This window comes from Afipia carboxidovorans OM5, assembly GCF_000218565.1.
Classification (GTDB): domain Bacteria; phylum Pseudomonadota; class Alphaproteobacteria; order Rhizobiales; family Xanthobacteraceae; genus Afipia; species Afipia carboxidovorans.
This window is the reverse complement of record NC_015685.1, coordinates 111,414-138,343: the sequence shown is the minus strand read 5'-3', so window position 1 is coordinate 138,343 and position 26,930 is coordinate 111,414. Positions and strand designations below refer to the sequence as shown.

Genomic DNA, 26,930 nt, shown 5'->3' with positions numbered 1-26,930 from the left:
CATGGAAACGAAACCGCCGCCGGTCATCCCGGCGGCGGCAAACGGTTCGGAAGGTGGCGCGTGTCGTTACTCGGCTGCTTCCCTGAACGCCTCGGCCTCTTCGTCAGAGAGATCATCGCTGTTGGCGGCGATATCCTCTTCAGCCTCGTCGTCCGCCGATGTCGCGCCTGACGACAACCATTCGGAAAGCTTTGAGGCATCAGGCGCGAAGAGCGCGGAAGGATGAACGAAGTGTCCCTCCTTGAAGTGCTCTACGAGCGCGGCACGCGTGTCCTTCACCCGCTGGCGCGGTAGCACCGACGTGTCCTTGCAGGATGTTTCGAGGGCAGGACGTGACAGGCAGGAGAGGAAGTCTTCCGTGCCCATGTTCGGCAGGAAGGTATCCGCGCCGATCGTCTCGCCGGCGACACGCGCGACGATGCCGCTGTTGGTGGCGTTTTCCCGGCACGAGAAGACGTCGACCAGCATGGTGCGCGCCGCGACACGCAGCGTGTCCATGTCGAAGGCCAGCTTACCGTCTGCGTCGAAAAGCGACACCGCGTTCTTCGCCAGTCGGCTATGGCCGTAGTAAACACCCCCGCCGCCCGTCGTCACCGAGACGTTCTGACCTGCGAAGGCCAGGATCAAGAGCGCCATCAGCATGTCGTCCTCGATCGGTGCGCGGCCAAGCGCCTCGCGCAGCGCATCAGTGCGATAATCGCCGATCATCTCGACGCCCTTGCGCGTGACGTTGGGACGCGACTTCGAAACGACACCGATGTCGTCGGCGCCGGTATCCGAAGCCGCCGCGCCTTTTCCCTTCTGCTTCTTTGCCCCCGGCATGCGGTAGTGAACGGTCTGCACGCGGCCGTCACGATCGAGATACATCGCCGTACAGTCGGACTTCGCGGGTTTGCCGTAGACACGCTCTGCCTTCGGCGGCAGCTTCACCTCCCCATAGTTGGTCACCTCGGCGATGACGCCCTTTTTCGGCAGATTTGCCGTCATCCACTCCTGCTGCGCGCCGAGGAATGCCTCGACATCGTTGGTGTAGCGACTGTCCTCGTCGGCAGGAGCGAACAGGTCCTCAACCCACTGGATGCCATAAGCCTGAGCGAGATCGTCGCCGAAACTGGCGTGGCGCGCATACATCCGCGTCTTCTGCAATCCCTGCGCCACGCTCCACCACGAAACCTGCGGATCACCTTTCGACGGCTTGTGCTTCTTCCAGACCTCCTTTTGCTCGTCGTGTGAAGCCGCCGCGATCGTGCGCAGCTGGCGCTCGTCGGGCATGTCGCCCTTCGCCATATGGTCGAGCATCGCCGGCAGGACGTTCGCGAGAAGACGGAGTTTCTTGATCTGGCGCACCGGAAGCGCGAGCGCGACGCCGATCGCTTCTTCGGTCCAGCCGAGCGCGACGAGGCGCTCGATCGCACGCCATTGGTCGACCGGATTCAGCGCCTCGCGTGCGATGTTCTCGATCATGGAGCGCATGGCACCATTATCGTTCGCCGCCTCGTCTACGAGCACGTCGATCTCGTCCAGGCCGGCGGCGATGGCCTGCTTCACCCGGCGATGGCCTGCATTGATGACGTAGCCGTTGCCGCCACCGGATTCCGGCGTAATCACCGGCGGCTGTACGATACCAACGGCCTTGATCGTGGCGAGCAGCAGCGCATCGGCCTGCGGCGTGGATTTCGTCTGGCGAGTGCGGTCGGGATTTTCCTTCAGCGCCCGCGGATCGACCTTGAGAAGTTGCATGGGATTGCTCCTGGTTGGGTTGTGGACCGGCACTGCCGGCCCTTTCTCGTCTTCTTCCCGAAGACATCCCCCAGCCCGCGGAGCGGACGGGCCGGTGCAACTGCGGCCAAGCATCCCTGCCCGGCAGGACCAGCAGGGCCAAGCCCTGCGCAGGACGACGGGCCGGGATCGCGCAGGCGGCGGTTGAGCCCTCGCGTCAGCGGTCCGCCCGCTCTGCGAGCGGACCTTTTCATTTCTCATTCCTCCCTCTTTGGTTCAGGCAGCCACAGCCATCTCGCTTGCGCCTTCGCTCTCCTCCGACAAAGCCTTCTCCACCGCGGCGAGTTGGCGGTGCTTTTCGGCAAGCTCCCCAGCAAAGCCGAAGTCACCGCCGCCGCGCGACTCGTAGGACGCAAGCCGTCGGCGAGCGTCGGCCAGACGCTGGCGGTAGCGTTCGCGCTCGCCCTCGAAATCGTCCACCGCGTGTTCAAGACGGGCAACGGCTCCGAGCGGAGTCACCGTCACGGGCAACTCGATTTCGTATTCGGCGCCGGTTCGCAGCAGCATCGTAGTGTAGCGATAGCCGTCGCGGCCGATCCGCTCGCCGCTGTATTCGACGTCGAAGCCGCCGATCGATGCGATGACAGCCTCACCCTCCTGCTGCAGCTGCACGAGCGTCAGGATCTCCTTCAGCAACGCTCGGCCAGCGAGTTTGCGCTCGGCGAACAATTCGCCAGCGACTGTCATGGAGAAGGCATCGCCCGCCGTCGGTGTGCGCCGCTCGATATCTTGTCCGATCTCACCGATGCGCCGGATTGAGAGCTCAATGTCGCGCTCGGCGTCGCGCATCTGACGTCGCACGGCGTGCTGATCGTCGATATGGGCGGCCCGCAGCCGTTCTAGCCGCGCGATATCGGCCTCGAGTCCGGCCTTCTGCATGAGGCGTGGATCGCCTGACGCTATAGCCTTGGCCATGCCGAACTGATTGGCCTGGGTCTCGCCCATATCCTCGAGCCTTCGGATCGAGGTATCGCCGGAAAGTGCTGCGGCGATGAAGCGTGCCTTGCGCTCGTTGTTCTGCCACATCTGCGCATCGAGACTGCCTTCGGTCGCGTAGGCGAAGATGTCGACCTCGTCATGCTGATTCCCCTGCCGCACGATGCGGCCCTCGCGTTGTTCGATCTGCGAGGGCAGCCACGGAACGTCGAGATGGTGCAGCGCCTTAAGGCGCAACTGCGCGTTCACGCCGGTGCCCATCGTCTCGGACGAGCCGATCAGGAAACGAACCTTGCCGGCACGGACGTCGCCAAACAGGCGCTGCTTGGCCTCGGATTTCTTGAATTCCTGCATAAAGGCGATCTCGGACGCAGGCACGCCCATGCGGATGAGTTCGTCACGAACCCAGCGATAGGCGGAGAAGCCGCGGCTCCTTTCGACGCTAATCGTGCCGAGATCGGAAAAAATCATTTGCGCGGCGCCGGGCAAGTCGAACAGCTTCCCGTCCGCACGCGTGTATCCGTTCTCGGCCGTCTCCTTCCAGATACGGAAAGCGTTGCTGACAAGCATGTTCAGCTTATTGGCGGCTTCGTTGTCGTTATCCGGATCGACCAGACGCAGATCGATCGCGGCGTGCCTGCCATCGGTGATGACGGAGAGCAGGATGTCGTCGCCGGGCTCCGGCGCGCGGTCGCGCTCCTCGATCGCCTTGATGCGCTCGCCAAGCAGGGTCTGATAACGCTTGAAGGCATCCGACGGCTTCGCGGTGAGGATCTGGCGCTTGCCGGTCGAGATCGCGGGCACCTTGACGTATCGGCGCAAATCTTCCGGCATCACCACGTCGGCGAAGGAACGGAACATGGCGATCAGCTCCGGCACGTTGACGAAGGTGGCGAAGCGCGTCACCGGCTTGTATTTGCCGGACGGTTGAAGCTCGAGCTCGGTCGTGACATCGCCGAAGGTCGAAGCCCATGCGTCGAACTCGTGCAGACCACGTTCGAACAACGCAGGGTAACCCAGATAGCGCTGTACCGAGAACATTTCGCCCAGCGTATTGGTGATCGGCGTGCCGGAGGCGAGGACGAGCGCGCGACCGGGGTTCTTCGTCTCGACGAAGCGCGACTTGACGAACAAATCCCAGGCACGCTGCGAACCGTTCGGATCGACGCCCTTCAAGGTCGACATGTTGGTCGCGAAGGAGAGCTTCCGAAATTCCTGTGCCTCATCGACGATGATCTGGTCGATCCCGATCTCCGAGATCGTGAGGAGATCGTCCTTGCGGGTCGCGAGCGATTCCAGCCGCTCCTTCAAACCCTCCTTCAGCCGTTCGAGCCGCTTGCGCGACACGCGATCATCGCTCTCGACCTTGGTCAGCAGCGTCTCATAAAGCTCCAGCTCGTCCTGGATCATCTGCTGCTCGAAGGCCGAGGGCACCGCGATGAAGCGGAAGGCGGAATGCGTGATGATGATCGCGTCCCATGTCGCTGTCGCCGCGCGTGACAAGAAGCGATGCCGCTTGTCCTTCGAAAAGTTGGTCTCGTCGGCGACCAGGATGCGCGCGTTCGGATAGAGAGCGAGGAACTCTCGGGCCGCCTGCGCCAGGCAATGCCCCGGAACGACGAGCATCGCCTTGGTGATCAGGCCAAGCCGTCGCTGCTCCATGACAGCGGCCGCCATCGTCATGGTCTTGCCGGCGCCGACGGCGTGGGCGAGATAGGTCGACCCGGCCGAGACGATGCGCCAGATACCGCGCTTCTGGTGCCCGTAGAGAACAAAGGCGCCAGAGGCGCCGGGAAGCTTCAGATGGGAGCCGTCGAATGCTCGTGGCGCGATGTTGTTGAAGCGGTCATTATAGACACGGGCCAGTCGATCCGTGCGGTCGGGATCGGACCAGATCCAGTGCTGGAAGGCATCCTTGATCTTCTGGAGCTTCGTCTTCGCGGCCTCGGTGTCGACGACGTTGAGCACGCGCCGCTCGCTGTCGCCGTCCTTGACGGTGTCGAAGATCTGCGGCACGCGACTGTTCAGCGCGTCGGCGAGGAGCTCACCCGCATGCCGGCGGTCTGTGCCCCACTCCGACGTGCCTGCTGCGGTCCACCCAAGCTGCCGCGCCTCGACGGTCCACGACGCCAATTCCGGCATGTGGTGGATCCTGATCTCGGCATCCATCGTCTCTTTGACGAAGGCGACAACGTCGAAGGCCGGTATCCATGGCGCACCTAGACGCGCGGTGATATCCGACGGCTTGAGGTCGGCGGGCTGCACGACGACGAGCGCGTTGACATTGCGTTCGTAGTCCGGCTCAAGCGCCGCGGCGGCTTCAGCAGTCTTCAGCTTTTCGCGCACACGGCCGGACAAATAGGAGTCGGCCATCTGCCACGATCCGTCCGCCGGGTCGCGGTAGATAGCGCTGCCAAGTTCGGCGATCACGACATCAGGGTCGCGATGCAAAAGTTCGGCGATGTGATCGATGTCGACGTAACCACGCTCGTTGAGCACGACGGCCAGCGCATCGGCCGCACTGTTGATCACCGGGACCGCCGGCGGCGCGATCACCCGCTCGGTGAAAAGCGGTCCGGGCTTCGCGGTGTTCGTCTCCAGGTCGTAGTCCTCGATCGAGGCGACGAGCCAGCAGTCGGGGTCGTCGAGGAAAGGTTGGATGTTCGGCCGGCGGTGCGTCTCACGCACTTCGCCCGTCTCTTCCTCCTCGGTCATGGAGACGGTCGTGAAGTTGATCGGGCCGAAGTCTCGGACGAAGTTCGACCATGCGATACGCAACCGAACTTGCGCGTCCTTCCACGGCTGGTCGAGCTCCTGGCCTTTGAGCACCTCGCGGACGGCGTCGCGTATCGGGATCAGCTTGCGGATAATCCGCACGTGTTTCTCCGGGATGCCGTCGGCGCTGCGCCCCTTTCGCGCCGTCACCGGAACGGGTTCGCCGTCGAGGACCTGCATCAGGCCGTGCGCCTTGTCGAAGAAGTAGCTGCCCTCGCGCACATGCCGATCCTGAGGCAGGTCGACATCGGCCTCGTTGACGTCATCATCGGGATTGATGTCGATCACCTCGGGCTCGCCGTCGTAGACCGCTTCCGGAAGGAGACCGATCCTGGCGGCGAGCGTCGTTTCGAGTTCCTCGCCGTCACGCGGAGTGCATGTGTAGGTCTCGCCGAACGGTCCCGATGCGAGCGTGTGCGTACCGAGCACGAAGTCAGGGTGGCGCACGAGCCATCGGTTGATGCGGATCGCGCCCTCGTCCTGCGTCGCAGGCCGCACCTCGTCGAGATCGAGCCACGACAGATCGCCTTCCGGATCGCCGATCTTGCGCTTGCGGAAGAACAGGAGGTCGACAACGACATCGGTGCCGGCGACGGCGCGGAAGCTGCCCTCGGGCAGGCGGATCGCGGCGATCAGGTCGGCCGTCTTCGCGATGTGCTCGCGCGCCGCCGCATCCGCCTTGTCCATCGTGCCGTGAGAGGTGACGAAGGTGGCGAGCGCGCCGGGCTTCAAGAGGTCGATCGCCCGCGCGATGAAGTAGTCGTGCAGCCGCAGGCCCATCGACCGATAGGCGCGATCTGACCGCACCGTTCGATCGGAGAAAGGCGGATTGCCGATCGCGAGATCGAAGCTCCTCGGCAACTCCGCGCGCGCAAAATCCCCGGTGATGATCCGCGCACGCGGCTGCAAGAGGCGTGCGATGCGCGCCGTCGCCGGATCGAGCTCGACGCCGGTGACGTAGGAGACCTCGCGAAACTCCTCGGGCATGAGCGCCGGAAACAGCCCGGTGCCGATACCAGGCTCGAGAACGCGGCCACCACGCCAACCGAGGCGCCGAAGCGCCGCCCAGATCGACCGCACGATGAACTCAGGCGTGAAGTGCGCATATTGGGTGCAGCGCACCAGTGAGGCGTGGTCAAGCTCGCCGACCGCATCCTGCAGGTCCTCGCCGATCGCTTCCCAGCCTTGGCGGAATTCTGCCTCGCCGGGGCGGCGGAAGACGAAGTTGGCGAGTTCGGAAGCGCCGAAACCGAGAAATCGGATCAGCCGTTCCTGCTCCTCGATCGTGGCAGGCCGCTCCTCGGCCTGGATAGTTGCCGCAAGGCGGATTGCGGTGATGTTGTCGCGTGCACGCTCCTTCCAGCTCTTCGCCAGCGCACGATCGCCGAAGAGATGGAAGTTCGTTCCTCGCTCTTGGTGAGCAGTTGATCCGGACCGCGCCACCGCCGCGACCGCAGGCGCGAGGGCAGGTGACGACGGATCTGGATTATCGTCATCGTCTTGCTCGGCGTTAATACCGCCGGCAAATGCGGTGACGCCGAATCCGAGGCCGGACGAGAGCGCCGTGTTGCCGAAGAGGTCGAGGGTGAAGGGATCGTCTTGCGCCATGGAAGTTCTCCTTGTGGTGAGGGCGCGCGTCATCCTTCCGCCGATTGGGGCGGCGGCGTTGATGATCACGGTGATGTGGCTTGAAGGGGCGCTTAGCGCGCGATGAGCGAAAGCGAGACTTCGGCTTCGCTCAGCTGCACGCGCAGATGGGTGAACCGGAAGTCACGATTGATGAGAGGAAGAATCTGCTCAGCATCAAGGAACTCGATGCCGTCATCACCGCCGAAATGGCGGCGCTTGTAGTCAAACCAGTCCGGGTTACCGACCGGATGACATTCCTCGGAATAGACGACAAGCGGGCGATCGCCTTGAGCGAGCTTACCGTTCGCCATGATGTAGACACCGCTGTCGCCGACCAGCCAGAGGCCTGGTTTCTCACCTTCGCCGGGCTTGAGGCCGTAATAGGGATTGCGGAAGCCGCCATTGGCGGCGGCATCGGATTGACCGCGCTCGATCACCGTGCGGACGGCCGGGATGGGGAACGTGAACATCGTCACCTCCCTTACGCAGCGATCGCATCGGGCAGATAGCGCAGATGCACGGGCAGCTTCGCCAAGATCTCCGCATCGGTGAGCTGGTCGAGCAGCTTTAGCACGGTTCCCCTTTGGCCGCCGTAGAACAGCACCGTGCGCTTGCCCCACAGATGCTTGGAGCAGCGCTCGCCGGCGTAACCGCGATAGTCGTCGTGCGTGCTCGACCAGATGTGCTCGAGCCGCTCTTCACGCGTCATCGCTTTCACGGGCCGTGATTCCCGCTCGACGATCGCCGTGCGCATGCGCTCTGAAGAGGAGCGATCCGACAGGTCGCAATAGGCGTGGAAGAAACGCAGATTGTTGTCGATCGTCAGCGCGAACAAGACGCTGGTGATGCTGCCGGTGAGGTATTCGCGCATCGCGAATGCATCGCCACGCATCCAGAGCGGCGGCAGGATCTCGAACATGTAGTCGTGCTCGGGCTGACCGACCTCGAACCACTCCCCGCGATAGAGATGTGCGTCGTCTGGTGAAGGCTCCGGGCGCTGTGCGTGCCGATCGAACATCCGAAACATTTGCCGGCGGTCAGCGATACCTTGAAACACCTTGCGGACGGATAAGAGGGTCATGAGCGGGCTCCTTTCAGCCTCGTCGGGCCGGAGCGCGGTTGACCCCTTCGGCTCACCATCCTCTTCAGCCCTTCTGACCCCTCCTTCGCGGCCGCCTCTCCGGCCCGGCGGGTCAAGGGCCGCGCAGCGGGCGAAGCCTCCCTTGACGCGACGGCCGGGCATGCGGCAGCAGGTTCAGCTCCTTTCTTATTTTCCTCCTTCCACATCCGTCCTATCCGCGACGTGTGTGTCCGCCTCACGAGCCACAGGTTGGCGGATCGATGAGCGTGGCGCCGTCGCAACCGAGCAGGATGTCAGCGATTTCCCGTCGGCGCTCCTTGGTCAGACGCGGGCTGCCAGCAACAGAGACGTCCGGCGCCGTCATCCCGCTTTGGCCAACGGCTCGCTTTCGATGCGCGCGAGGAGCGTCTTCAAGTCCTCGTTCCAGTCGCCGGCACGCGGTCGCGAGCGCGCGTACCCGGCACCTGTCTCCTCCGCGATCGCGCGAATGCGGTCAGCGTAGACGTCGCCCTGTCGGTTATTATCGGTCGCGGCGACAAGACGGGTTCCCCGCCGCGCCGCGAGCTGTCGGAGAGCCTTCTCGCTTGCGGGCGACCAGCCACCACCGGTGCTGACGTAGAGCGTGTCCGGGCGCAGCACCTGGATTGCCGCGAGACTCATGGCGTCGATTGCCGCCTCGGTGACGCAGATCCGCGGCGCCGCCGATGGACCAAACTGGAGAAGCTCCTTTGCGCCGCCGGTGGCAAAGCCGCGCCATTGCCGGCCACGCTCCTCCCAACCAAGAAGGGCGCCGTCGCCATTGCGGTGTGCCGCCCACATGCTGCCGTGCGGTCCCTCGCGCAACAGATCCTGCTGGACCGCCGCGGTCAGGATCGGTTCGGGGATTCCGCGCTCCTCCGTCAGGTAACGCCATGTCGCCGAACCGGGTCGAGGCCTGGCGCGACGCCCCCAACGGTCGGCGACGGAATGGACCGGCGCTGGCCGGCTCGGCCGCTCCCACGCGGGCGCTGCGGGAACGAAACCCACGAGCGCGGCAACGCGGGCGGACGCTTCGGGGAAGCCATGAGCACCCAGATGCTCGGCGAGATCGAACACGTCGCCTTTCGCCGTGGACAACGGATCGAACCAGCCGCGACCGTCGTGGATCACGATCACGATCTTCGCATCGCGGCGGTACTTCACCGCGCGTCGGGTGCTCTCCTTCACGTCGACTTTCCAGCCGTCGACTTCCAGCAGGGCGGCGCAGCCGACCCTGTCTCTCAATTCCTCGATTTCACTTTTCTCCATGCTCTTCACCACGCGGGCATCCCGCCCGGTCCTTTCTTCGGTTGGTTCCCATCGCCACACCGCGACGGGACGCCACCCGCCTGCCGCGAAGCGTGCCGGATGCAAGGGCGCGCTGGCAAGTCATTGCGATGATTTCGCTTCGGCCGCGGCGCAGCTTCCCTTGCATCGGGCGCAGCGCCAGCGGCACCGGTCGCCCGGCTCAATGAGCCGGGGACCACGGGTCATACTCGTGCACGATGGTGTCTTCGTCGCCGTCGTATTCGCTGGAGACCATCACGCCGAACGCATCATCGACCTGAAACAGCACCACCGGCACCATCAGCGTGCGAGCGAGATTGAAGGCGTTCTCCTGGGCGAGATTGAGATTCTGCGACATGGTGAGGCTCCCGTCTTTGGGCGGGGACCATCCCCGCTCGACAGGCGCCGACGTGTCCGGGCACGGCCGCGGTCACCTCGCAGGCGAAGCCGGAGAGGTCGCACGCTTGCGTAGCGAACCCCTCGCGGGTTGATCGTGGAAGGCCGTGGCCGGACCAAGGAAAGCCCATTTGAGAGCGGGGTTGGTCCTTTCCCGGAAGCAAGGGCTGCCGAACTGCACATCACTCGTCCGCAGGTCCACGCCCCCCTGATCGGCATGCTTCCGGTCGTCCCGATTGTCGCGAGTCGGCGAAAGCAGCCCGATGATGCGTCCGAGGTCCGGGAGCTCTAAATGAATATTGCAAACCCGCTCTGTGGCAGCACTTTCGCACTTGCGCCGCGCGAGTTTATTCCAGATGCGGTTTTCTGTTTTGCGATTTGTCCGCTTGGTTGGTGGCCGCACCTGTTACCCAGCATTGCCAATCGGATCGCAAACAATTGCATGCCTCTAGCGTCAGGGATGGCAGCCCGCAATGGGAGAAGACCCGCTTGCGGGGCTTCAGCGCAGCCGCCAGCCCGGGCCTCTCATGGGCGACGCCCGTCAAAAGTTCGGTTTAGAGGTGTCCGTCCCGCGCAACACGGAGCAAACGGGCGAACCTGAACGACTGGAACGATTAGGATCGGTGCGCTATGAAGGCTCCGGGGCAGTACGCGCTGCCCTGGGGCGTCGAAACCCCTACGAGCGGTTAGGTGCCGGCCGTTACGGCACCGACTCCTTGACCTTATGGTCGGGGAGCCTGTGGCGTATGCAACAGGTTCTCCGAACTAAAGGCCACAGGGCCGTCTCGTACGGTTTCGAACTCCCCGATCACCAAGAGTCAGAGAGGGATTGTTTGCGGGGGCGTACCGCAGACACAAGCCCCTTCGGGAGAGTTTCGTGCCGAACGTTACAGAGGCACAAGAGGGGTCGCTGGAGGCTCGGACCATCGCCGCGCACCGCGCCTATCTCGACGCTCTCGTTGCATGGGAATTGGCGGTTCACCAAGCCGCGTGTCCGATCTGTCGCCCTGAGCAGATGTCCGAGGATGAGCATAGCCGCTGTTGCGACACGGCCGAGGCAGAGAAGGAACGCTGCCGCATCGCCTTCCGCGACTTGTGCCAGGAGCTTGGCTTTGTACCGACTGGCCATGGCATCAAGCTGCCGCCTGAAAGTCGCTTACGCTGTGCTGGCTGGAGGGCAAATTGACGCCAAAAGCAGCATCTGATCCGACGGGCGGGGCTGGCCACCTCCCTGACGAACTTGACGAACCTGACGACGATGACCATATTGGTGGGCGGAGGTGGTTCATGCCTGTCACCCACAAGAAAAGCCGCAGTCCCCGTAAAGCGTCGGCACGTAGCGGCACATTGACTGTCGGCTTTACGACGTCGCTTGTCTCGAATGTCGGAAAAGCGTTCGTCAGCCGCAAGGCAAAGCACGGGCTGCTGTCTGGTTTTGCCAGCGCTTTGAAACGCGCAGAGCAAACCGGGAAATCCGTGCGGATGACTGTGCTGGTTGACCCCTCGGCCGGTGTCCCGCGAATCGACGTCGAAGAGATTGCGGCTCATAAGGAGGACGCCCTCGACACGGCCTTGGCGGCCGCCCGTCAGCGTGGCTCCGCACGGGTCGCTGAAATCCTGAATGGTACCGACATGCTGTCCGCCGATGCATTTGCCGATGAAATTGGGGCGACCCGCGAAACGGTACACAAAAAGCGGCGGCGCCACGAGGTGCTGGGTCTCGAAGGTCCCAAACGCGGCGTGCGTTTTCCAAAATGGCAAGTCAGCGAATCGGGCGGCCTGATCCCGAGCTTGCCGCAGCTCTTTGAAGCCTTGGGGGATCGCCCTTGGACGATCTACCGTTTTTTGCTCGAAGAGCATGGCGAGCTTGATGGTCGCACCGGCCTCGAGGCGCTCCGGGCCGGCCGCATCGCGGACGTGATGGCGACTGCGGAGACCATCGGCAGCGGCGGCTTCTCCTGACGTCGTCGCCGCCAACACCGTTGCCACCGGCTGGATTTGCATCACGTGCGCTGGCGCTTGTCGACGTCGCACGTGGCGCGACGTGGCGACGGCTTTATCAGAGCCGTTTCCCGAATCCACTTGGCTATGGCCTCAGCGCCAGCCGGTTCAGCGACCCTAAGACGACGTTGGTTCCTCCCGAGCGTTTCGGCGTCATTTACTTCGGCAGCAGCATCAAGGTCTGTTTCGTCGAAGCGATCCTACGTGATCGCGGCGTCGCCCGTACCCACACCTTCCCGGTCGAATGGGCGGAGCTGGAGGCGTGGAGCTGCGCCGAGGTCCGGGTCGAGTCCGGATTACGGGTGGTCGATCTCCGCGGCGATGGTCTCGTTCGGATGGGAATTCCGACCGACGTCGCTCGCGCAAGCGCGCATGATCTTGCCCGCATCTGGTCGCGGGCCCTTTGGGCGCACGACACAAAACCCGATGGGCTCATGTATGATTCACGGCTCAACGGCGAAACGAACGTCGTCGTCTTCGACAGGGCTTTGCCGAAGCTTGTGACGGTCGCGACGCCTCGCCTGGTCGATTGCCGCGGCGACCTTGCAACCATCCTCACCGATTTGGATCTGGCCATCGTGTGAACTGCGATAAGACTCTGTGACTTACCCGACTTGAGACCGCGCAGCGTAATCAGAAGGGTTCTAAGGTTGTGCAACCGGAGGGCGCACCGTCGCGCAATGGTGCTTTGTGACCATACCGCTCCGATTCGGCTCATGACCAACTCGGCTTGTCCCACAAGCCGAGGAGTTTTCAATGCTCATGGTCATTCCTGGCTCGGACATCAGTCGGCATGCCACCCTGATGGATCGAGTCTTCCGCTTCCGTCATTCGGTCTTTGTCGATGAGAAGGGCTGGATGGAACTGCGCCAGCCGGACGGCCTGGAGCGCGACCGCTTCGACGATGTTCATGCGATCCACCAGGTCTGCCTTCGTGGCGACGACATTGTCGGGTATCAGCGTCTTCTGCCGACAACGAGGCCGCATCTTCTCAGCGACGTCCTGACCGATCTGTGTCATCGGCGTCCGCCGCGCGGTCCGCGGGTCTTCGAGTGGACGCGCTTTTGTGTCGCCCCTGGCAGCCGCGAGATGCGGCCGCGTGCGGACGGACCCTTTCTCGAGCTCGCGCAGGGTGTCGTCGAATGGGGGATGGCACACCGGGTCGATACAGTCACGGTCGCGATCGATTGGCGTCTCATGGTGATCGCCATGCAGCTGCGGTTTTTCGTACGACCTCTGGGCTTTCCCAAGCGCATCGGCCGCGATGAGGTGGTCGCGCTACGAATGTCCTTCAATCGCGAAACGCTCGCCACGATCCGCCAGGCGCGTGGGTGCGATGATCCGGTGCTTCCACACCTACCACTGCCGACGGCAGCTTAGCTGCGCGCGCGTGAAGACAGAATAGGAGAACGCCAAGTGATTCGGACCGCCGATACAAAAATCGTCGCTCAAGAACTGCTCACACGATACGACCATGCCCGTGCTGTGACGCTTATCGGACGAACGCTGCAGAAGGCCTTGTTCGCAGGCCGCTCCGATGAGGTCGTGTTCTGGGCGCTTGTCCATGCACATTATCGCGGCGGCGATCTTTGCAATGCGACGGAAGAGCAACTGCGCGATTTCGCGGATTTCATCATCCGCGATTCATCCGAGATGAATTAGCTGGGCACCGAAGCCGGCATCTTTCAACGCTGTGGAATGATGAGACCACGTCCTCCTGATGCACTGTTGCGTCGTAACCCTCCTCCTTGTCTGGTGCGTGGTGCTGAGACATTACAGGTCAGACATCGGTTGGCGATACGATGATCGACGCGCTGCTGGCTGCCGGCGGGTTGGCGGCGATGCTGGTCGAGGTGGGGAAGTCGCCAGGCCCGGAGGGGCCGCAGACGGCTTGGCCGTCTTGGCACTTTGGATCTGCCATCGCGCGCGCGTTGTTTGCCATCTTGCAAATGGTCGTGCCGTTGATGTCGGCGAAGCCGGAGCAACTGCCGGAGTTCAGCATCTTCTGGCAATTGCCGGTGCCGAGCTGAATGCAGGCGGCAATAAAGCTGGCATCGACCTTCTGGCCGTCGAAGGTTGACATTGAGGCCAGTTGTCTCACGGCGGGCGAATTATAGCCGTCATTCGTCAGCTTGGCCCAGGCGTCGACTTGGTTCTGCAGCGACATACAGCCGTAACCCGCCCGATCGGTCCCGGCATATTTTTGAACGTTGGCGTTGTTGAGCTGGAAGATGCCGGTGCAGCAACTGCCATTGTAGTTGCCTTTGTTGCCACCCGACTCGAAGCGTCCCAATCCGCCAAGCGAGCAGGATGTCCCTTTGAGATCATCCCGCAACGGAGAGTTCTTCACGGCATCGGTTATATCCTGAGCAGAGTAATTGGTCCGTTCGCAATACTGTGCCGCGACTGCCTGCCCCTTGCTGAGCCACAAAATGCTCACGCAAAGAACAACGAAGACCAGTAGTCCGCTAAGGCGCGTGCACATGGAGTCCCTCCCCATCCCAAAACGTCATTTGAGCGAATAGACACGTGCGCAGCCCGGCACGTCATGGCCACCGATCGTGCTGCGAAAGCTGATTGTGCCGGCGGCCGGATCGTAGCGCGTGTAGGAGCTATCATTGCGGTTCTTCGCTGGTAGATCTGGATCCACGTGATCCGTGTAGCAGCCGGTATCCGACTTGATAGACATCACCTTGCCGTTCTCGATCGTGACGATGCGCAAAGGGCAGGTCGACGGCTCGATCTCGGCCCCTTTGTCGTTCGCTCCGCTATCGCAAGCACGCGACAGCGCCGTGCTGACGATGATGGTGCGGCTGCCGTCGCGATAGGTTGAGGCGAGTGCGGTCACCAGCGCGTTTTTGCCGCCGAGCGGCCGCTTGAGCTCGGTGGTCACGTAGGCGTTGGCCTCGCGGATGACGTCGGGCCACACCAACGTCTGTAGCGGGTCGGTCGCCGACGGGATCTGGAAATTGTGGTAGCTCATCGCCTGCCAGCCACCGGCTGCTTGATTCTGCGCGGCTGCAACGCCTGGAATGGCGAGCAGCGCGACGATCGGAAGGGTCAACTTGAATCGCATCGAAGCCTCCTGATACCGAAATTGCCGACCAGCATGACACGGCCGCGAGCGCGGTCCAGGCCGCGCGCCAGCGCGCCCCGCAAGGGGTTGCCTTGACGGCGCCGTTGGCGGGCGTGGCACCATGATGGACGGACGGGCAACGTTTCATGGCGGATAAAGCGCGATGTTTTGTGAGCAGCCGTCGACGGCCTGATGATCGATGATGAGACCGGTTTTCACGGTCTTGGTGACGACATCGTAGGACGCGTAGGAAGCAGCCTGCGGGGTGACGCCGGCGCCGGCGACCAGCGGAGCGAGTTCGAGAAAGCACGCGCGACCGCCGTTGAGGACGCGGACTTGAAGTCCTTCGTAGACGGCGATGCGCAGCGGGCAGAGTTTTACGGTCGCGCCGGCGGCCGCGCGCAGTTCCTTGAGCGTGCAGCCGGTGACCGTGTTCAAAATCGAGAGCACGACGGATTTCGTGGCGCTCCAGATCACGAAATGCGCTTCCGTGGCGGGCGCGTTACCATCGGAGAATCTCTGGTCGCCACGCGCCATGTAGGCGCGATTGTTGGCGTCGATGGCGTCTTTCCAGATGTCGCTATAGGTCGCGCTCTGCGGTGACGGTTTCTGGAGGTTCGTATACGACATCGGCCGCCAAGTTCCCGGGTTCGGTGTGAGCGATTGAGCGCGAGCGCCTGTAGAAAGACCGGCCATCATCAGCCCCGCGATCAGGACGCTCGCGCAGCACCATCCAACCTGCCAGCGTCGCGCGTGCGCATTATAACATCTAATATATTGTCTCTGTCCAGTCGACGTCGACTTTCCACGCATCTCCCGCCTCCTACTCATAGCGGGACCGGCCTGGAACCCACCACCAGAAGTCCTTGGGCGACCGTTCGCGATTGCGCCACGGAACGGCGGTGCGAGGCGGGTAAATCGGCTGCATGTTCCACACCGCGCCGTAATAGTAGAAGTTCGCCGTTTCGAGCCGCGATCGCCGTCCCGCGCTATCAAGGAAGTCCGTCGCACAATGGACGACGGGACCGCGGTATCGCGTCACCCGCGCGGTTTGCTCATCGAGCGCGCCCGGTTTGCAGCCGAACAGCCAAATCGAGGCGGGGTAGCTGCCATTCGCCGGCGCTGTTGCGAGCAGGCGGCGATAAGCTGCGTTTGCCTCGGGTTGAGTCGGATAGGGAAATCGCTCGGTCAGAACCGGCGCGAAGGTTGAACGGTCGGGGGCATATTCCAGGCGGCCTGGCTTGACCTGCTCGGGGCTGTAAAGCGGGTCCGGTATCGGCGGACCATCGTCGACGACAGGCGCAGCCGGGGCGGCGCAACCCGCCAACGCGAGGAGCAATGGCAACTGCAGAAATGGATGTCGCCGGATCATGGTGCTGCCTCGCCTCGCGCCACAGGGTGCCGTTTGACGTCACGGCCGGCGCGCCAGTCCCACGGCATCTGGAAGGTGCTCGACCACAAGCCGCGGTACGCTTTGCGGGCGTCCTGCTCGACCAGCGCATAGCTGCGAATCCCAGGGTCCTCCTGCGTAGCCGGGATCGCGACCGCCACTCCCTCACGGACCATATCGGCGGCGATATCGGTATGCCCGGCAGAGGCGCAGCGAACCAGATGTTCGTGGGCCTCATCGCGCAGCGTGGTGCATGCGAGCCACGTGTTGAGTGTCGCGGTCACAAGCCACGCTGTTGCCATCGTGCCGCATGGCCAGGACTGTCGGCCGAGCTGAGCGGACTGATCGGGCGCGCAGGTGTCGATGCCGTAGAGTCGGTAGGCTTCGTGCGTTTCAATATCGCGAAAGCGCGTACCGTCGATCACCTCGACACGCAATGGCGGCGACTGGACCGCGGCCTTGGGAGAATAAACGCCAGGTGCGGCGGCGGGCGTTTGCGCCGTCCCCGGATGGCTGCTAAAGACCGCAACGCCCGAAACCATCGCAAGAACGAGCTTACGCGGCAGCATCGTCGCGCGATCCGAGATCGAGCTTGTGGAAGACGTTGGCGATGATGTCGGTCGTGTAGACGGTTTCGCCATCCTTCTTATAGGAACCGTCCGCAATCCGGCATTCGGCGTAGACGGCGTCGCCCTTGGCGATGTTCGCGATCGCCCATTCGGCCGCCTTTTCATTGAGGATCGTGACCGTCACCCAGTCCGTCTCCTCGCGGCGCTCGCCTTTGCCGTCGGTCCAGGAACGATCGGTCGCGACATTGATCTTGACCGCCTTGTTGAAGGCCTTCGGCGCCTGGCCGACCCGGCCGCGCAAGATGAACAGGTTTGTTGTTCTCAAGGTTTGTCTCCTTCATTGCTGGTTGGATTCTGCGGGAGTTGGCGATTCCGGTGGCGTAGGCGGGCGCGCCTGTGCGTGAAGCGCGCGCAGGATGATCGCGTTCGGCTCGGGCAGGTCAGGAAACGCCCACAAGCCTGCCTTGGCGCGCTGCGCTACAAGCTGCGCGACGAAATACGGGGCGTGGACAGGCTGACCATCCGGCTTCAAGGCGGCGAAGGCGAATCCGGTCGCGATCAACGCCGTGCCGAGATCGATCCGCGACCCCGCGCCCGCGCCGGTCACGCGCGTCGCAACGCAGAAAACGAAAACGGTCCTGCTCTCCTGCCGCTCGGCGGCGTCATAGCATTGCGGCCGCAGATCCCGGGTGAGCGCCACCAGCATTGCAAGCGAGGCCTCGCCACAATCGCGTTCGAGTCCATGGGCGTTGGTGAAGCTCGTGCCGCGAAGGCAGGACTGCACGCCATAAAGGCGATAGATGATGCCGGCATCAGACCAACTGTCGCCGGTGAGATAGAGCGCGCTCGCCGGCACCGGAAACCAGCGGGAGACCGGCGCCTCCGCGAATGCCGCGCTGAGCGTGAACAATGGTGCGACGATTCCGGCAAGGAGGTGGGCGCGCCTCATCTCAATAGCCCTGCAAGGAGAAGTAGAAGCGTTGCGTACCGTTGGCCGTACTGATGTCGACGTAATAGGGATCGCCGCGCGGATCTCGTGCCGTCGTTGGATAGGTGGTGGTACAGCCGCCATCGCCGCCGGAACAAACCTGTTGCGGCTTCGAGAGATCGGCGCAGAGATTGCCATTCGCCGCTGCCGACATGCCGACCCCGCTCTCGGACCCTGATTGCACGGGGGTCAATCCGACTGGACAAGCTTGGTATGGCTCATAGCCCAGACCACTGGCATTGCCTTCGGGACAGGAGGGCCAACCGCCGCCCTTCGCCAATTGGCGGAACAGGGTCTGCATAACGGGCACGCAATAGGGGATCCCGGACCAGCCCGGCGCTGAAGCGGCCGCGCACAGCAATACCTTGCACCCAAACGACGCATCTTGTGCGCGCGCGCGCCCGGCGCCAGCACACACCAGACCGACGGCCACCAACAAGGCTGCACCGCGCTTCATTCCATCCTCCGGGAGTGAGGCCAGGGGACACAAGGCTTATTCTGTTGCCAATGTATCAACATCTAATATATTGTCTATTGGAAAATGGAGGCGGGGGTGGCATGTCGATTCGCATTTCGGCGATCGGGTTCAGCGTCATGGCGGCTCTCGGCGGCGCGTATGCGCAGGATGCCGCCCAGCCAGCCCGCCTCGCCGCCGTCGATGCCTTGGGCAGGGTGCTTCCCGTTGAACAGCCCCCGGCTTCGTTCGAACGCATCGACAGTACCTTTGCCGCCGTCGCTCCCTGCGCGGGCGTCAAGGCGATAGCGGCGGACGAGGCGCGCGCTCTCGTCGTGCGCATCGCCACGGAGGAGAATTTTTATCCCGACTTCGTCCAGGCGGTCGCCAAGAACGAAAGTCGCTTCAATTCGATCGCTCTTTCAGACAAGGGTGCATTCGGACTGATGCAGTTGAAGCCGGAGACGGCGCAACGCTTTAAGGTCGACCTGTGCAACCCAGCCGACAACGTCCGTGGCGGCGTTCGCTTTCTTCGCGCCCTGCACGAAAAATATCGGAATCCGTTCTTCATCCTCGCTGCCTACAACGCCGGCGAGGGCGCGGTGGAAGAGAACCGCGGCGTCCCCCCATTCCCCGAAACGGTGCGCTTTGTGGCGCAGGTCATCAACGACTTCTACGTCTGGCCAGCGCCGGGCAACGCGAGCCGTCCCGGTCGGCGGACTGCTGTCGGGCAGCCGGATCTGATTGAGCCGGACACGCCAAGCGCCGCTGCGGCTTCGCCGACCAAGGCGGCGCCGGAGGCGCACTGGAGCGATGGATTTGTCATGCATGTCGACTGAAACGGAGGATCGGATGAGGAGATCGTTGTCGCGCTGGCGCCTTGCCGGAGCGCTGTTGGTGATGAGCATCACTGAGGCGGCGGCGCAAAGCGGCGGCACGCTGCAGCCGGTGCAGTCGACGTTAACCCAACTCGTGCAGGCACTGACGGGGCCGATCGCCACGGCGCTGGCGACGCTTGCCGTCATCGCCTGCGGCTTCTTCGCCTGGTCCGGCCGGCTGACCTGGGGCATCGCCGGCAGCGTCATTTTCGGGATCGTGCTGGTGTTCGGCTCCGCGCAGATCGTCCAGTTCTTCCAGTCGGCGGTCGGGCAATGACGGAGAACGAGCTCGAGGATCCGCTGATCACACCCCTCGTCAAGGCGCTGACCCGCGCCCCGACGCTGATGGGCGTGCCGTACATGTACTTCATGTTCAATGGCGTGGTTTCGAGCGTGTGCTTTTTGATCTCGCACAATCTCTTCATGCTGTTGGTGGCGATCCCGTTGCACCTGTTCGGCTTCGTCATGACGCTGCGCGACGACCGCATCTTCGAAATCCTGTTCGTCAAATCCACCAAATGTCCGCCCCGCTCGCGCGCCTTCTGGGCCGCGGACAGCTACTCCGCGTGAGGTGACGGCATGGTCGCGCGTGCTCTGCTCGATGAACTGACCTTCGGCGCCGTCTCGCGGCGCGAGCGTCCCGTCGCATCGCACCTGCCCTATACGCGGCATGTCGATGACCACATCATCAAGACCCGCGACGGACTGGTTCTCACGGTGCTCAAGCTCGATGGCTATTCGTTCGAGACCTCCGACATGAGCGAGGTCAATGCGCGCTTGCTGGGCCGCAACGACGTGGTCCGCACGCTCGCCAATTCGCGGTTCGCGCTTGCGGCCCATATCATCCGGCGGGAGGTGCAGCCGCGCATCGAATCGACCTTCGACAATCTGCTGTGCCGTGAACTCGACGAGCGCTACGACGCGGCGCTGTCGCAGCGCCGCATGTTCGTCAACGACATCTATTTGACGCTCATACGGCGCCCGCTACAGGGGCAGGCTGGCACCTTCGACGTCATGCTGACCAAGCTGCTCGGCCGCAAGGACGAGGCCGGGGGATCCGTCGCCGCGCAAACGGCCCTGACCGAGCTTCGCGACGCCGCGACGGCGGTCCGCGAGAACCTTGCCGGATACGGCGCCCGCCAGCTGGGCGTGGTGCGCCGGGAGGGCTTGTGGTTTTCCGAGCCGCTGGAGTTCCTGGTGCAACTCATCAATGGCGGCATCCCTCGCCCTATGCACCTGCCGCGCATGAACGTCGCGGACGCACTGTCGATGAAGCGGATCTTCTTCGGCCGCAACACCATCGAAATCCGCGGCGCGGGACCCGAGGATACGCGCTTCGGCGCCATGGTGTCGATCCGAGAATACCCAGCGCAGACCGGGCCGGGCTCGTTCGACAATCTCTTGCGTGTGCCGCACGAGTTCATCGCGACGCAGACCTTTGCCATCGTTGATCGGCCGGAGGCGGCCAAGCAGATCGACCGGGTGTCGCGCCAGGTCGACATGTCGGACGAGGCCGGCTCCATCGTCGCGGAACATCTCGACGACGCACGTGATGAATTACTCGCCTCCGAGGCGATCTATGGCGAGCACCACATGACCGTGATGTGCCTTGGTCGCGACCTGCCGGAAGTGGGGGCGGCTGTCACAGCGGTCGGCGCGGCGCTGACCGATCGTTCGGTGATCTGGACCCGCGAGGATCTCAATTGCGAGCCGGCGTTTTGGGCGCAGTTTCCGGGCAATTTCCAATATATCGCTCGCAAGGCCGTGATCTCGTCGAAGAATTTCGCGGGCTTCACCTCGCTGCACAACTATCCGAGCGGTCGGCCGGACGGCAACCATTGGGGGCCGGCGATCTCGGTCTTTGAGACGACCTCGCAGACGGCTTACTATTACAACCATCACGTCCGCGATATCGGCAACTTCACCGTCGTCGGACCGACCGGATCGGGAAAAACCGTCTTTCTGTCCTTCATCGCAGCGCAAACGCAGCGTGTTCAGCCTCGACCGAAATTGCTGTTCGTCGACAAGGATCGCGGCGCCGAGATTTTCATCCGGGCGCTTGGCGGCCAGTATGAGACCTTGGTGCCGGGCGAACCGACCGGATTCAACCCGCTGTCCTTGCCGGATAGCGCGCCCAACCGCGAATTCCTCTACCAGCTGTTCGCCTTCATGTTGCGGCCTGTGAACGGCGCGGACCTGACCGCGTCCGAGGAGCAGGTGATCCGGAACGCGATTGCCGCGGCGCTCGCCGGCGGTCCAGCGGGTCGCACGCTGAAAGCCTTCTCGACCCTGTTGCGCGGCCGCATCAGGGCAGGGGAGGGCGACCTGCTGGCGCGCCTCGAGAGCTGGATGCGCCCCGACCAACGCGGCTGGCTGTTCAACAACGAGGAGGATCAGTTCTCGTTGTCGAGTGTGTTCGGATTCGACATGACACGGGTGCTCGACGATCCGGCGATCCGCACCGCGGCGCTAATGTATATTTTCCATAGGACAGAGGAGTTGCTCACCGGCGATCCGGTGATGATCTTCCTCGATGAAGGCTGGCGGCTGCTCGATGACGACGTGTTCGCTTTCTTCATTCGCGACAAGCTTAAGACCATCCGCAAACAAAACGGCATCGTCGGTTTCGGCACGCAGTCTGCCGCTGACATTGTGCGATCGAAGGCGTCGAACACGCTGATCGAACAGACCAGCACCAACATCTTCTTTCCCAATCCAAAAGCCGACGACGAAAGCTACCAGAAGGCTTTTCGCCTCTCCGGACGCGAGGTCGCCTGGATCCGCGGCACGGTCCCGGAAAGTCGTTCGTTTCTGATCAAGCATGGCCGCGACAGCGTCGTGGCCCGGCTCAACCTCGCCAGCATGCCCGACATGATCAAGGTGCTGTCAGGGCGCACCGAGACGGTCGCCGAGCTCGACGCGTTGCGCGCGCGCGTCGGTTATGACCCGGCGGTATGGCTGCCAATCTTCATGGGGAGAAGCCAGGGATGAAGCTCCAGATCGCGATCGCCGCGGCCGCACTGTTGTCCGGCGTTGCGGCCGTGCTCGCGGATATTCCGGTCAACGACGCGGCGCAATTGACGCAGCGCTCGCAGACGGCCAGCACGACGGTGAAGCTCGTGCCGGCGACGACGCAACGGCAGAACGCCAATAGCGGCGTCAAATGCGCGGTCACCACCGGCAAGAAAGCGACCATCACCAACCCCACCGTGCAGCCGCGAAGCGGCGCTGGCAGCCAGACGATCCAATCCTACGGCCCCGATCTGCCAGCGACGCCAGATCCAACCGCCCAGGGCGCGGCACTTAACAGCCAGACCTTGTTCAAGTCGAGTGGGGACGTGGTAGCCGGGTTAGAGGCCAGCGGCTCGACAATGACGGCGGCTCAATCGGCGTTCAAGGCCGCCGGTCAGCAGGTCGGAACCGCGCCGACAGTGATGGCCGCGATCGACATGAACAGCGCGGCGCGGCTGCAAAACAACCTCGCCTGGAACAACGCGACCGGCTCGGCCAATCTCTGGGTGACGGCGCTCAATGCCTTGAATCTGGCGATGACGAGCGACATGAGCCGGTCGGCGCTCGGCATGCGCGCAACGACCAGTGCGGCGCAAGCGACATCAAGCCAGGCGTGTCCCATCGGCATGATTGGATCCGGGACGGCGGCCGATCCCTGTCGAGCGCCATCGGCGTGCTCGACAACGCCCCCCGGCTCGTCGCCCGACCCATCCTGCGTGAGCGCGCGCTACGTCGATACCAACGGCAACGTCATCTTTTACCTCGCCCAAGTACAGAACGCCGCCAACACCGGCAATGCCGGCGCAGACGCGGCGTTAACGGTCGCCGACGTGACCGCGGCGCTTGCCGCGATTTCCGCCAACAGCCGATAGGGAGACCCCCGATGCGTTGGATATTCGTGCTCGCTGTGTTGACGCTGACTTTTACGGACGCGCCGCCGGCGATGGCGCAGGTTCCCGTCCTCGACAGCGCGAACCTCGCCAAAGCGCAGCAGATCGCGACCAGCACCCAGCAGATCCTCACCGCGGATCAACAGATCCTCCAGTTCACGCAAAAGACATTGCAAGCCGTCACCGGCGATCGCTCATCGCAGGCGCAGGGGACGCTGGCCCAGATGGCGCTCGGCGGCGGCTTCTCGATGGCGCAAGCACCGTCCCTCGGGTCGGTGATTTCGGGCGGGGCCTTGTCGTTCGCGGGCATGGGGTCGGCGTCTCAGAACATCGTCTCGACCCTCATTAACGGACTGCAGTTGGTGCAGACCATTACCGGCCTCGTCAGCGGTCAGACCCATCCCGCCGATACGGCCTACAAGAACTCCGTCAATGTTGCGGCAACGCTGTCCGGACTGATCAACTCGACACAGAGCGCCGTACAGCAGCGATCGTCAGCGTTCACGCAAGGCGGGCAACAAATCGGCAAGGCGCAAGACCTCAAAGGCAGCGTCGATCAGAACACCCAGGTGCAAATCCAGACCGGGCAAACCATCAACGAGCTCAACGGCGTCGTCAACAACGCCGCGGCCGCCGCCAATCAAGCAAACCTCGATCGCATTGCCGCGGAATCGTCCGCCGCCCGCGCGATGAAATTCACACAGCAGTAATCAATCTCTGATGGGGGCGGTATGTCCGTGCGTGCTTTGGTCCTTGTTGTCATTGTCGCCCTCATTGTCGGCGTCGCGGTCGGCCACTACGCACTTCCGCGAGGCGACGCACCTGCGATCAGAGGCGAGGCCGGAGCCGGCGTCGGACAAGATGACCCCGCTAAAGCCGCTTCGCGCGCCATGACATTCACGCAACCGAAGGCGCCGGCCCCGTGAAGATCATCGTGACATTCGCCGCACTCGCACTGATCGGCACCGCGCTCGCCGGCTGTGCGTACAAGCCTTTGAAGGCGCCATGCTCCCCCGACGACGGCGGGACCCCGCTCGCCTACTCGAACGTCACGCCGCCGGCCGTCCCGGAGGCTTTCCAGCGCCTCGACCGCTGCGGTCCGATGCGGCCGATCTGAGAGGGGCGATGGGAAACACCTTCAGTATTACGACGTTGCTGCAATCTGTCGACCAACTCGGTCAGAACTATGTCTCCACCGCCTACCAGGCGCTGGCGAGCGCGGCGACCTCGGGTGGCGGAACCGGCGTCGCCGGCTTGCTCCTGACGCTCTACGTGATTTTTTGGGGTGTCGGCATATGGCAGGGCACCGCGACAGGTGGCCCCGCCGACCATGCATTTCGCCTGTTTCGCGCGATGCTGATTTACACCATGGCCACGAAGTGGGGCGACTTCCAGACGCTCGCGTATAATTTCCTCAACGACGGTCCCTCCGCCATCGGCAACGCCCTGCTCAGCGCGGTCACCACTGCCAATAACACCGGAACGTCCGCAAATCTGAACTCCGTCAACGGCGTGCAGTCGGCGCTTCAGAATATGTGGAACACGACCAACAGCGCCACGGAGGCGTTTCTCCAAAACGCCGGCATCACCAATTGGGGGCCCTACATCTTTGCCGCCGTGTTTTACGTCGTGATGGCAGTGCTGATCGGCTTTGCAATCTTCCTCATCGTGCTGTCGAAGATGTTCATGTGGTTGCTGCTGGCATTGGCGCCGCTGTTCATCATTCTGCTGCTGTTCGGCGTGACGACGCGATTTTTCAGCGGCTGGCTCAGCGCACTCGTGCAATATTTTCTCGTCCAGGTGCTGGTCTATGCGTTTCTGGCCTTCTACGTCTCGCTGATCCAGCAGACGATCGATACGCTCAACGGCGTTGCCAATTCGAAGTCCGCGACCTGGGCCACCATCGGACCGGTGGTGCTGCTCGCGATCATCGGCATCCTGCTGCTCAGCCAGATCAACAATATGGCTGCGGCGATTGCCGGCGGCGTCCCGATCTTCGCGCCGCGCATCGGTGCGGTCCTCGCAACTGCAACCGGCTATCGCCTCGGCGCGGCCGCAAACCGAGCCCGCCTTGCCTTCCGCAATCCGCTCAATCCGGCCTCGATGTCGCGCCGCGAGGAGCTGGCGTCGCGCCAACGCGCGCGTGTCGGTCTCCGTGCCGCCTCATGGGCGCAATCGGCGGAATTCCGTCGCCTCGCCGAACAGTTGCGTAACCCGGGCGTGCCGCCGGCGTCGAGTGGCGGAGGGCGGCCATGACGGAAACCGTGACATCAGAGCCCGCGCGCGTCGATCCGCGCTACTATGCCGACGGCGCGACATGGGAGCGCGACATCGCGCGGCGGAATCGCAACTCCCGCGCGCTGGCCTGGATCGTCGCGACCGTGATGAGCGTGGTCGCAGTCGGGGCGCTCGGAACACTCGCCCTGCTCGTCCCGCTCAAGACCTACGAGCCTTATATGGTCGTTGTCGACAAGACGACCGGCTTCGTCGAGGTGAAGCGCCCGATGGCCGAAGGCCCGTTGACCCAGGACGAAGCGGTGACGACGTTCAACGTCGTCCGTTACATCAAGGCGCGGGAAACTTATGACCCCAAGGCGTTGAAGGACAACTTCGACCTCGCCCAGCTGCTGGCGACGGGAGACGCAGCGCGTGAGCTCACGGAAATCTACTCGCCCGCCAATCCGAACAATCCCGTCAAGGTCTACGGCACCAACACTGTTGTCGCGGTCACAATCAAATCCGTGACCTTCCCGAACAATCGAACCGCGCTGGCGCGGTTTTCGACCGAGGAGAAATCATCGACCAACGTCATTACGCGCAACTGGGTCTCGCTCGTGCGGTTCCGCTATACCTCCGCGCCGATGCGCAATGAGTGGCGCTTCGACAATCCGCTCGGCTTCCAGGTGCTGGAATATCGCCGCGATCAGGAAACGGCGCCGTCGCCCGGAACTGTGGGTGCGCAACAATGAAAACGCGTTGTATCGTCCTCGGTTTGAGCTTCTGCATTATGGCGAGCGCCGCGCATGCGGAAGCGCTGCCGCGTCCTGGCCGCACCGATTCCCGAGTCCGGGACGTCGTCTATAACAGGGACAACGTCACCGCGATCGACGCGAGTTACGGCACGTCGACGATGATCGAGCTGCAGCCGGACGAAAAAATCGAAACCTTAGCGCTCGGCGACTCGATTGCCTGGAAGGTCGAGCCGAACCGCAAGGGCGACATCATCTTTGTCAAGCCGGTCGACAAGAACGCGATCTCGAACCTCAACGTCGTCACCGATAAGCGTATCTATTCGTTCTTGCTGCGCTCGAACACGCGGCCGCCGTCCGGTCAGATCTACGCAGTGCGTTTCCGATTCCCCGACGACGAAGCGAGCGCGAAGCTTTTGGCCGAGGCGAAGGAGCGCGCCGCCAACCCCAATCTCAAGGACCTCAACATCGCGAACGCCAACAGCGACTATGGCTACAAGGGCTCCTCGGTGAACAAGCCGGTCGCGGTCTTCGACGACGGGACCAAGACCTGGTTCCGGTTCGAGGGCGAGACGCCGGCGATCTATATCGTCGACGCGGACCGCAACGAGAGCCTGGTCAATTTCCGGACCGAGGGCCCCTACATCATCGTCGACAAGGTCTCGCCGCAGTGGACGCTTCGCAATGGCCAGGAATCGACGTGCATCTTCAACCGCCGCCTCACCAACGTGCATGAACCGAACGGGCTGGAGCCCTATCAGCCGCAACGGGTGGGCGCGACGACGACCGTGGGAGGCTGATC

Annotated in this window: 28 protein-coding genes; 14 read left to right on the top strand and 14 right to left on the bottom strand. The window is 63.2% G+C overall.

Going from position 1 to position 26,930, the window contains the following annotated elements; genetic code table 11:
* Nucleotides 1-66: 66 nt before the first annotated feature.
* From OCA5_RS18390 to OCA5_RS19340, 6 genes are all read right to left on the bottom strand, one after another.
* A complete protein-coding gene (locus OCA5_RS18390; protein WP_012564795.1) occupies nucleotides 67-1,740 on the bottom strand; it encodes a ParB/RepB/Spo0J family partition protein in 1,674 nt (557 codons plus the stop codon).
* A 255-nt stretch (nucleotides 1,741-1,995) separates the two neighbouring features.
* Complete coding sequence (locus OCA5_RS18385; protein WP_012564796.1) at nucleotides 1,996-7,098, bottom strand: DEAD/DEAH box helicase family protein; 5,103 nt, start codon at nucleotides 7,096-7,098, stop codon at nucleotides 1,996-1,998.
* Nucleotides 7,099-7,190: 92 nt separating this feature from the next.
* Entirely contained in the window at nucleotides 7,191-7,589 is a 399-nt protein-coding gene (locus tag OCA5_RS18380) for a DUF3085 domain-containing protein (protein ID WP_012564797.1), read from the bottom strand.
* 11 nt (nucleotides 7,590-7,600) lie between these two features.
* Entirely contained in the window at nucleotides 7,601-8,200 is a 600-nt protein-coding gene (locus OCA5_RS18375) for a DUF1419 domain-containing protein (protein WP_012564798.1), read from the bottom strand.
* A gap of 360 nt (nucleotides 8,201-8,560) precedes the next feature.
* Nucleotides 8,561-9,487 (bottom strand): DUF3991 and toprim domain-containing protein, encoded by a 927-nt coding sequence (locus OCA5_RS18370; protein WP_013913489.1) that lies wholly within the window; start codon nucleotides 9,485-9,487, stop codon nucleotides 8,561-8,563.
* A gap of 199 nt (nucleotides 9,488-9,686) precedes the next feature.
* Nucleotides 9,687-9,863 (bottom strand): hypothetical protein, encoded by a 177-nt coding sequence (locus OCA5_RS19340; RefSeq protein WP_012564801.1) that lies wholly within the window; start codon nucleotides 9,861-9,863, stop codon nucleotides 9,687-9,689.
* Nucleotides 9,864-11,188: 1,325 nt separating this feature from the next.
* Between OCA5_RS19340 and OCA5_RS18350 the strand changes: the two genes are divergently transcribed.
* From OCA5_RS18350 to OCA5_RS18335, 4 genes are all read left to right on the top strand, one after another.
* On the top strand, nucleotides 11,189-11,863 hold the full coding sequence (locus OCA5_RS18350) for a hypothetical protein (protein ID WP_012564802.1): 675 nt from the start codon (nucleotides 11,189-11,191) through the stop codon (nucleotides 11,861-11,863).
* A gap of 20 nt (nucleotides 11,864-11,883) precedes the next feature.
* Nucleotides 11,884-12,486: an RES family NAD+ phosphorylase gene (locus tag OCA5_RS18345; protein WP_012564803.1), complete on the top strand. Its 603-nt coding sequence runs from the start codon at nucleotides 11,884-11,886 to the stop codon at nucleotides 12,484-12,486.
* 172 nt (nucleotides 12,487-12,658) lie between these two features.
* On the top strand, nucleotides 12,659-13,282 hold the full coding sequence (locus OCA5_RS18340) for an acyl-homoserine-lactone synthase (RefSeq protein WP_012564804.1): 624 nt from the start codon (nucleotides 12,659-12,661) through the stop codon (nucleotides 13,280-13,282).
* A gap of 36 nt (nucleotides 13,283-13,318) precedes the next feature.
* The gene (locus tag OCA5_RS18335; RefSeq protein WP_012564805.1) at nucleotides 13,319-13,564 is read left to right on the top strand and encodes a hypothetical protein; all 246 of its coding nucleotides are present in this window, start codon (nucleotides 13,319-13,321) and stop codon (nucleotides 13,562-13,564) included.
* Between the two features lie 118 nt (nucleotides 13,565-13,682).
* Here the strand turns inward: OCA5_RS18335 and OCA5_RS18330 are convergent, their stop codons facing one another.
* From OCA5_RS18330 to OCA5_RS18295, 8 genes are all read right to left on the bottom strand, one after another.
* Nucleotides 13,683-14,387 carry a hypothetical protein gene (locus OCA5_RS18330; RefSeq protein WP_012564806.1) on the bottom strand — a complete coding sequence of 235 codons (705 nt, stop codon included), beginning with the start codon at nucleotides 14,385-14,387 and terminating at the stop codon, nucleotides 13,683-13,685.
* A 24-nt stretch (nucleotides 14,388-14,411) separates the two neighbouring features.
* A complete protein-coding gene (locus OCA5_RS18325) occupies nucleotides 14,412-14,978 on the bottom strand; it encodes a hypothetical protein (protein ID WP_012564807.1) in 567 nt (188 codons plus the stop codon).
* A 144-nt stretch (nucleotides 14,979-15,122) separates the two neighbouring features.
* Nucleotides 15,123-15,608 (bottom strand): hypothetical protein, encoded by a 486-nt coding sequence (locus OCA5_RS18320; protein ID WP_012564808.1) that lies wholly within the window; start codon nucleotides 15,606-15,608, stop codon nucleotides 15,123-15,125.
* A 193-nt stretch (nucleotides 15,609-15,801) separates the two neighbouring features.
* Nucleotides 15,802-16,350, bottom strand: a complete 549-nt coding sequence (locus OCA5_RS18315) for a hypothetical protein (protein WP_012564809.1) — start codon at nucleotides 16,348-16,350, stop codon at nucleotides 15,802-15,804.
* Nucleotides 16,347-16,937, bottom strand: coding sequence for a thermonuclease family protein (locus OCA5_RS18310; protein WP_012564810.1), 591 nt, complete (start codon nucleotides 16,935-16,937; stop codon nucleotides 16,347-16,349). The genes OCA5_RS18315 and OCA5_RS18310 overlap by 4 nt, the downstream gene beginning before the upstream one ends.
* Nucleotides 16,924-17,262 (bottom strand): single-stranded DNA-binding protein, encoded by a 339-nt coding sequence (locus tag OCA5_RS18305; RefSeq protein WP_012564811.1) that lies wholly within the window; start codon nucleotides 17,260-17,262, stop codon nucleotides 16,924-16,926. The genes OCA5_RS18310 and OCA5_RS18305 overlap by 14 nt, the downstream gene beginning before the upstream one ends.
* A gap of 12 nt (nucleotides 17,263-17,274) precedes the next feature.
* Nucleotides 17,275-17,886, bottom strand: coding sequence for a thermonuclease family protein (locus OCA5_RS18300; RefSeq protein ID WP_013913485.1), 612 nt, complete (start codon nucleotides 17,884-17,886; stop codon nucleotides 17,275-17,277).
* Between the two features lies 1 nt (nucleotide 17,887).
* Nucleotides 17,888-18,382: a hypothetical protein gene (locus OCA5_RS18295; protein WP_013913484.1), complete on the bottom strand. Its 495-nt coding sequence runs from the start codon at nucleotides 18,380-18,382 to the stop codon at nucleotides 17,888-17,890.
* Between the two features lie 101 nt (nucleotides 18,383-18,483).
* On the opposite strand from OCA5_RS18295, the gene OCA5_RS18290 reads away from it, so the two are divergent.
* The 10 genes from OCA5_RS18290 (at nucleotide 18,484) to virB9 (ending at nucleotide 26,928) form a co-directional block, all read left to right on the top strand.
* A complete protein-coding gene (locus OCA5_RS18290) occupies nucleotides 18,484-19,218 on the top strand; it encodes a lytic transglycosylase domain-containing protein (RefSeq protein WP_012564814.1) in 735 nt (244 codons plus the stop codon).
* Nucleotides 19,219-19,231: 13 nt separating this feature from the next.
* Nucleotides 19,232-19,534, top strand: coding sequence for a TrbC/VirB2 family type IV secretion system protein (locus OCA5_RS18285; protein WP_012564815.1), 303 nt, complete (start codon nucleotides 19,232-19,234; stop codon nucleotides 19,532-19,534).
* Nucleotides 19,531-19,827, top strand: a complete 297-nt coding sequence (locus OCA5_RS18280; RefSeq protein WP_012564816.1) for a VirB3 family type IV secretion system protein — start codon at nucleotides 19,531-19,533, stop codon at nucleotides 19,825-19,827. The genes OCA5_RS18285 and OCA5_RS18280 overlap by 4 nt, the downstream gene beginning before the upstream one ends.
* Nucleotides 19,828-19,836: 9 nt before the next feature.
* On the top strand, nucleotides 19,837-22,248 hold the full coding sequence (locus tag OCA5_RS18275) for a VirB4 family type IV secretion/conjugal transfer ATPase (RefSeq protein WP_012564817.1): 2,412 nt from the start codon (nucleotides 19,837-19,839) through the stop codon (nucleotides 22,246-22,248).
* A complete protein-coding gene (locus tag OCA5_RS18270; RefSeq protein WP_012564818.1) occupies nucleotides 22,245-23,141 on the top strand; it encodes a hypothetical protein in 897 nt (298 codons plus the stop codon). Before OCA5_RS18275 ends, OCA5_RS18270 begins: the two co-directional genes overlap by 4 nt.
* 11 nt (nucleotides 23,142-23,152) lie before the next feature.
* Entirely contained in the window at nucleotides 23,153-23,869 is a 717-nt protein-coding gene (locus OCA5_RS18265; RefSeq protein WP_012564819.1) for a type IV secretion system protein, read from the top strand.
* A 212-nt stretch (nucleotides 23,870-24,081) separates the two neighbouring features.
* The gene (locus tag OCA5_RS18255; protein ID WP_012564821.1) at nucleotides 24,082-24,276 is read left to right on the top strand and encodes a hypothetical protein; all 195 of its coding nucleotides are present in this window, start codon (nucleotides 24,082-24,084) and stop codon (nucleotides 24,274-24,276) included.
* Nucleotides 24,277-24,284: 8 nt separating this feature from the next.
* Complete coding sequence (locus OCA5_RS18250; RefSeq protein ID WP_012564822.1) at nucleotides 24,285-25,415, top strand: TrbL/VirB6 family protein; 1,131 nt, start codon at nucleotides 24,285-24,287, stop codon at nucleotides 25,413-25,415.
* The gene (locus OCA5_RS18245) at nucleotides 25,412-26,128 is read left to right on the top strand and encodes a VirB8 family type IV secretion system protein (RefSeq protein ID WP_012564823.1); all 717 of its coding nucleotides are present in this window, start codon (nucleotides 25,412-25,414) and stop codon (nucleotides 26,126-26,128) included. The genes OCA5_RS18250 and OCA5_RS18245 overlap by 4 nt, the downstream gene beginning before the upstream one ends.
* Nucleotides 26,125-26,928: a P-type conjugative transfer protein VirB9 gene (gene virB9 / locus OCA5_RS18240; RefSeq protein WP_012564824.1), complete on the top strand. Its 804-nt coding sequence runs from the start codon at nucleotides 26,125-26,127 to the stop codon at nucleotides 26,926-26,928. The genes OCA5_RS18245 and virB9 overlap by 4 nt, the downstream gene beginning before the upstream one ends.
* Nucleotides 26,929-26,930: the final 2 nt, after the last annotated feature.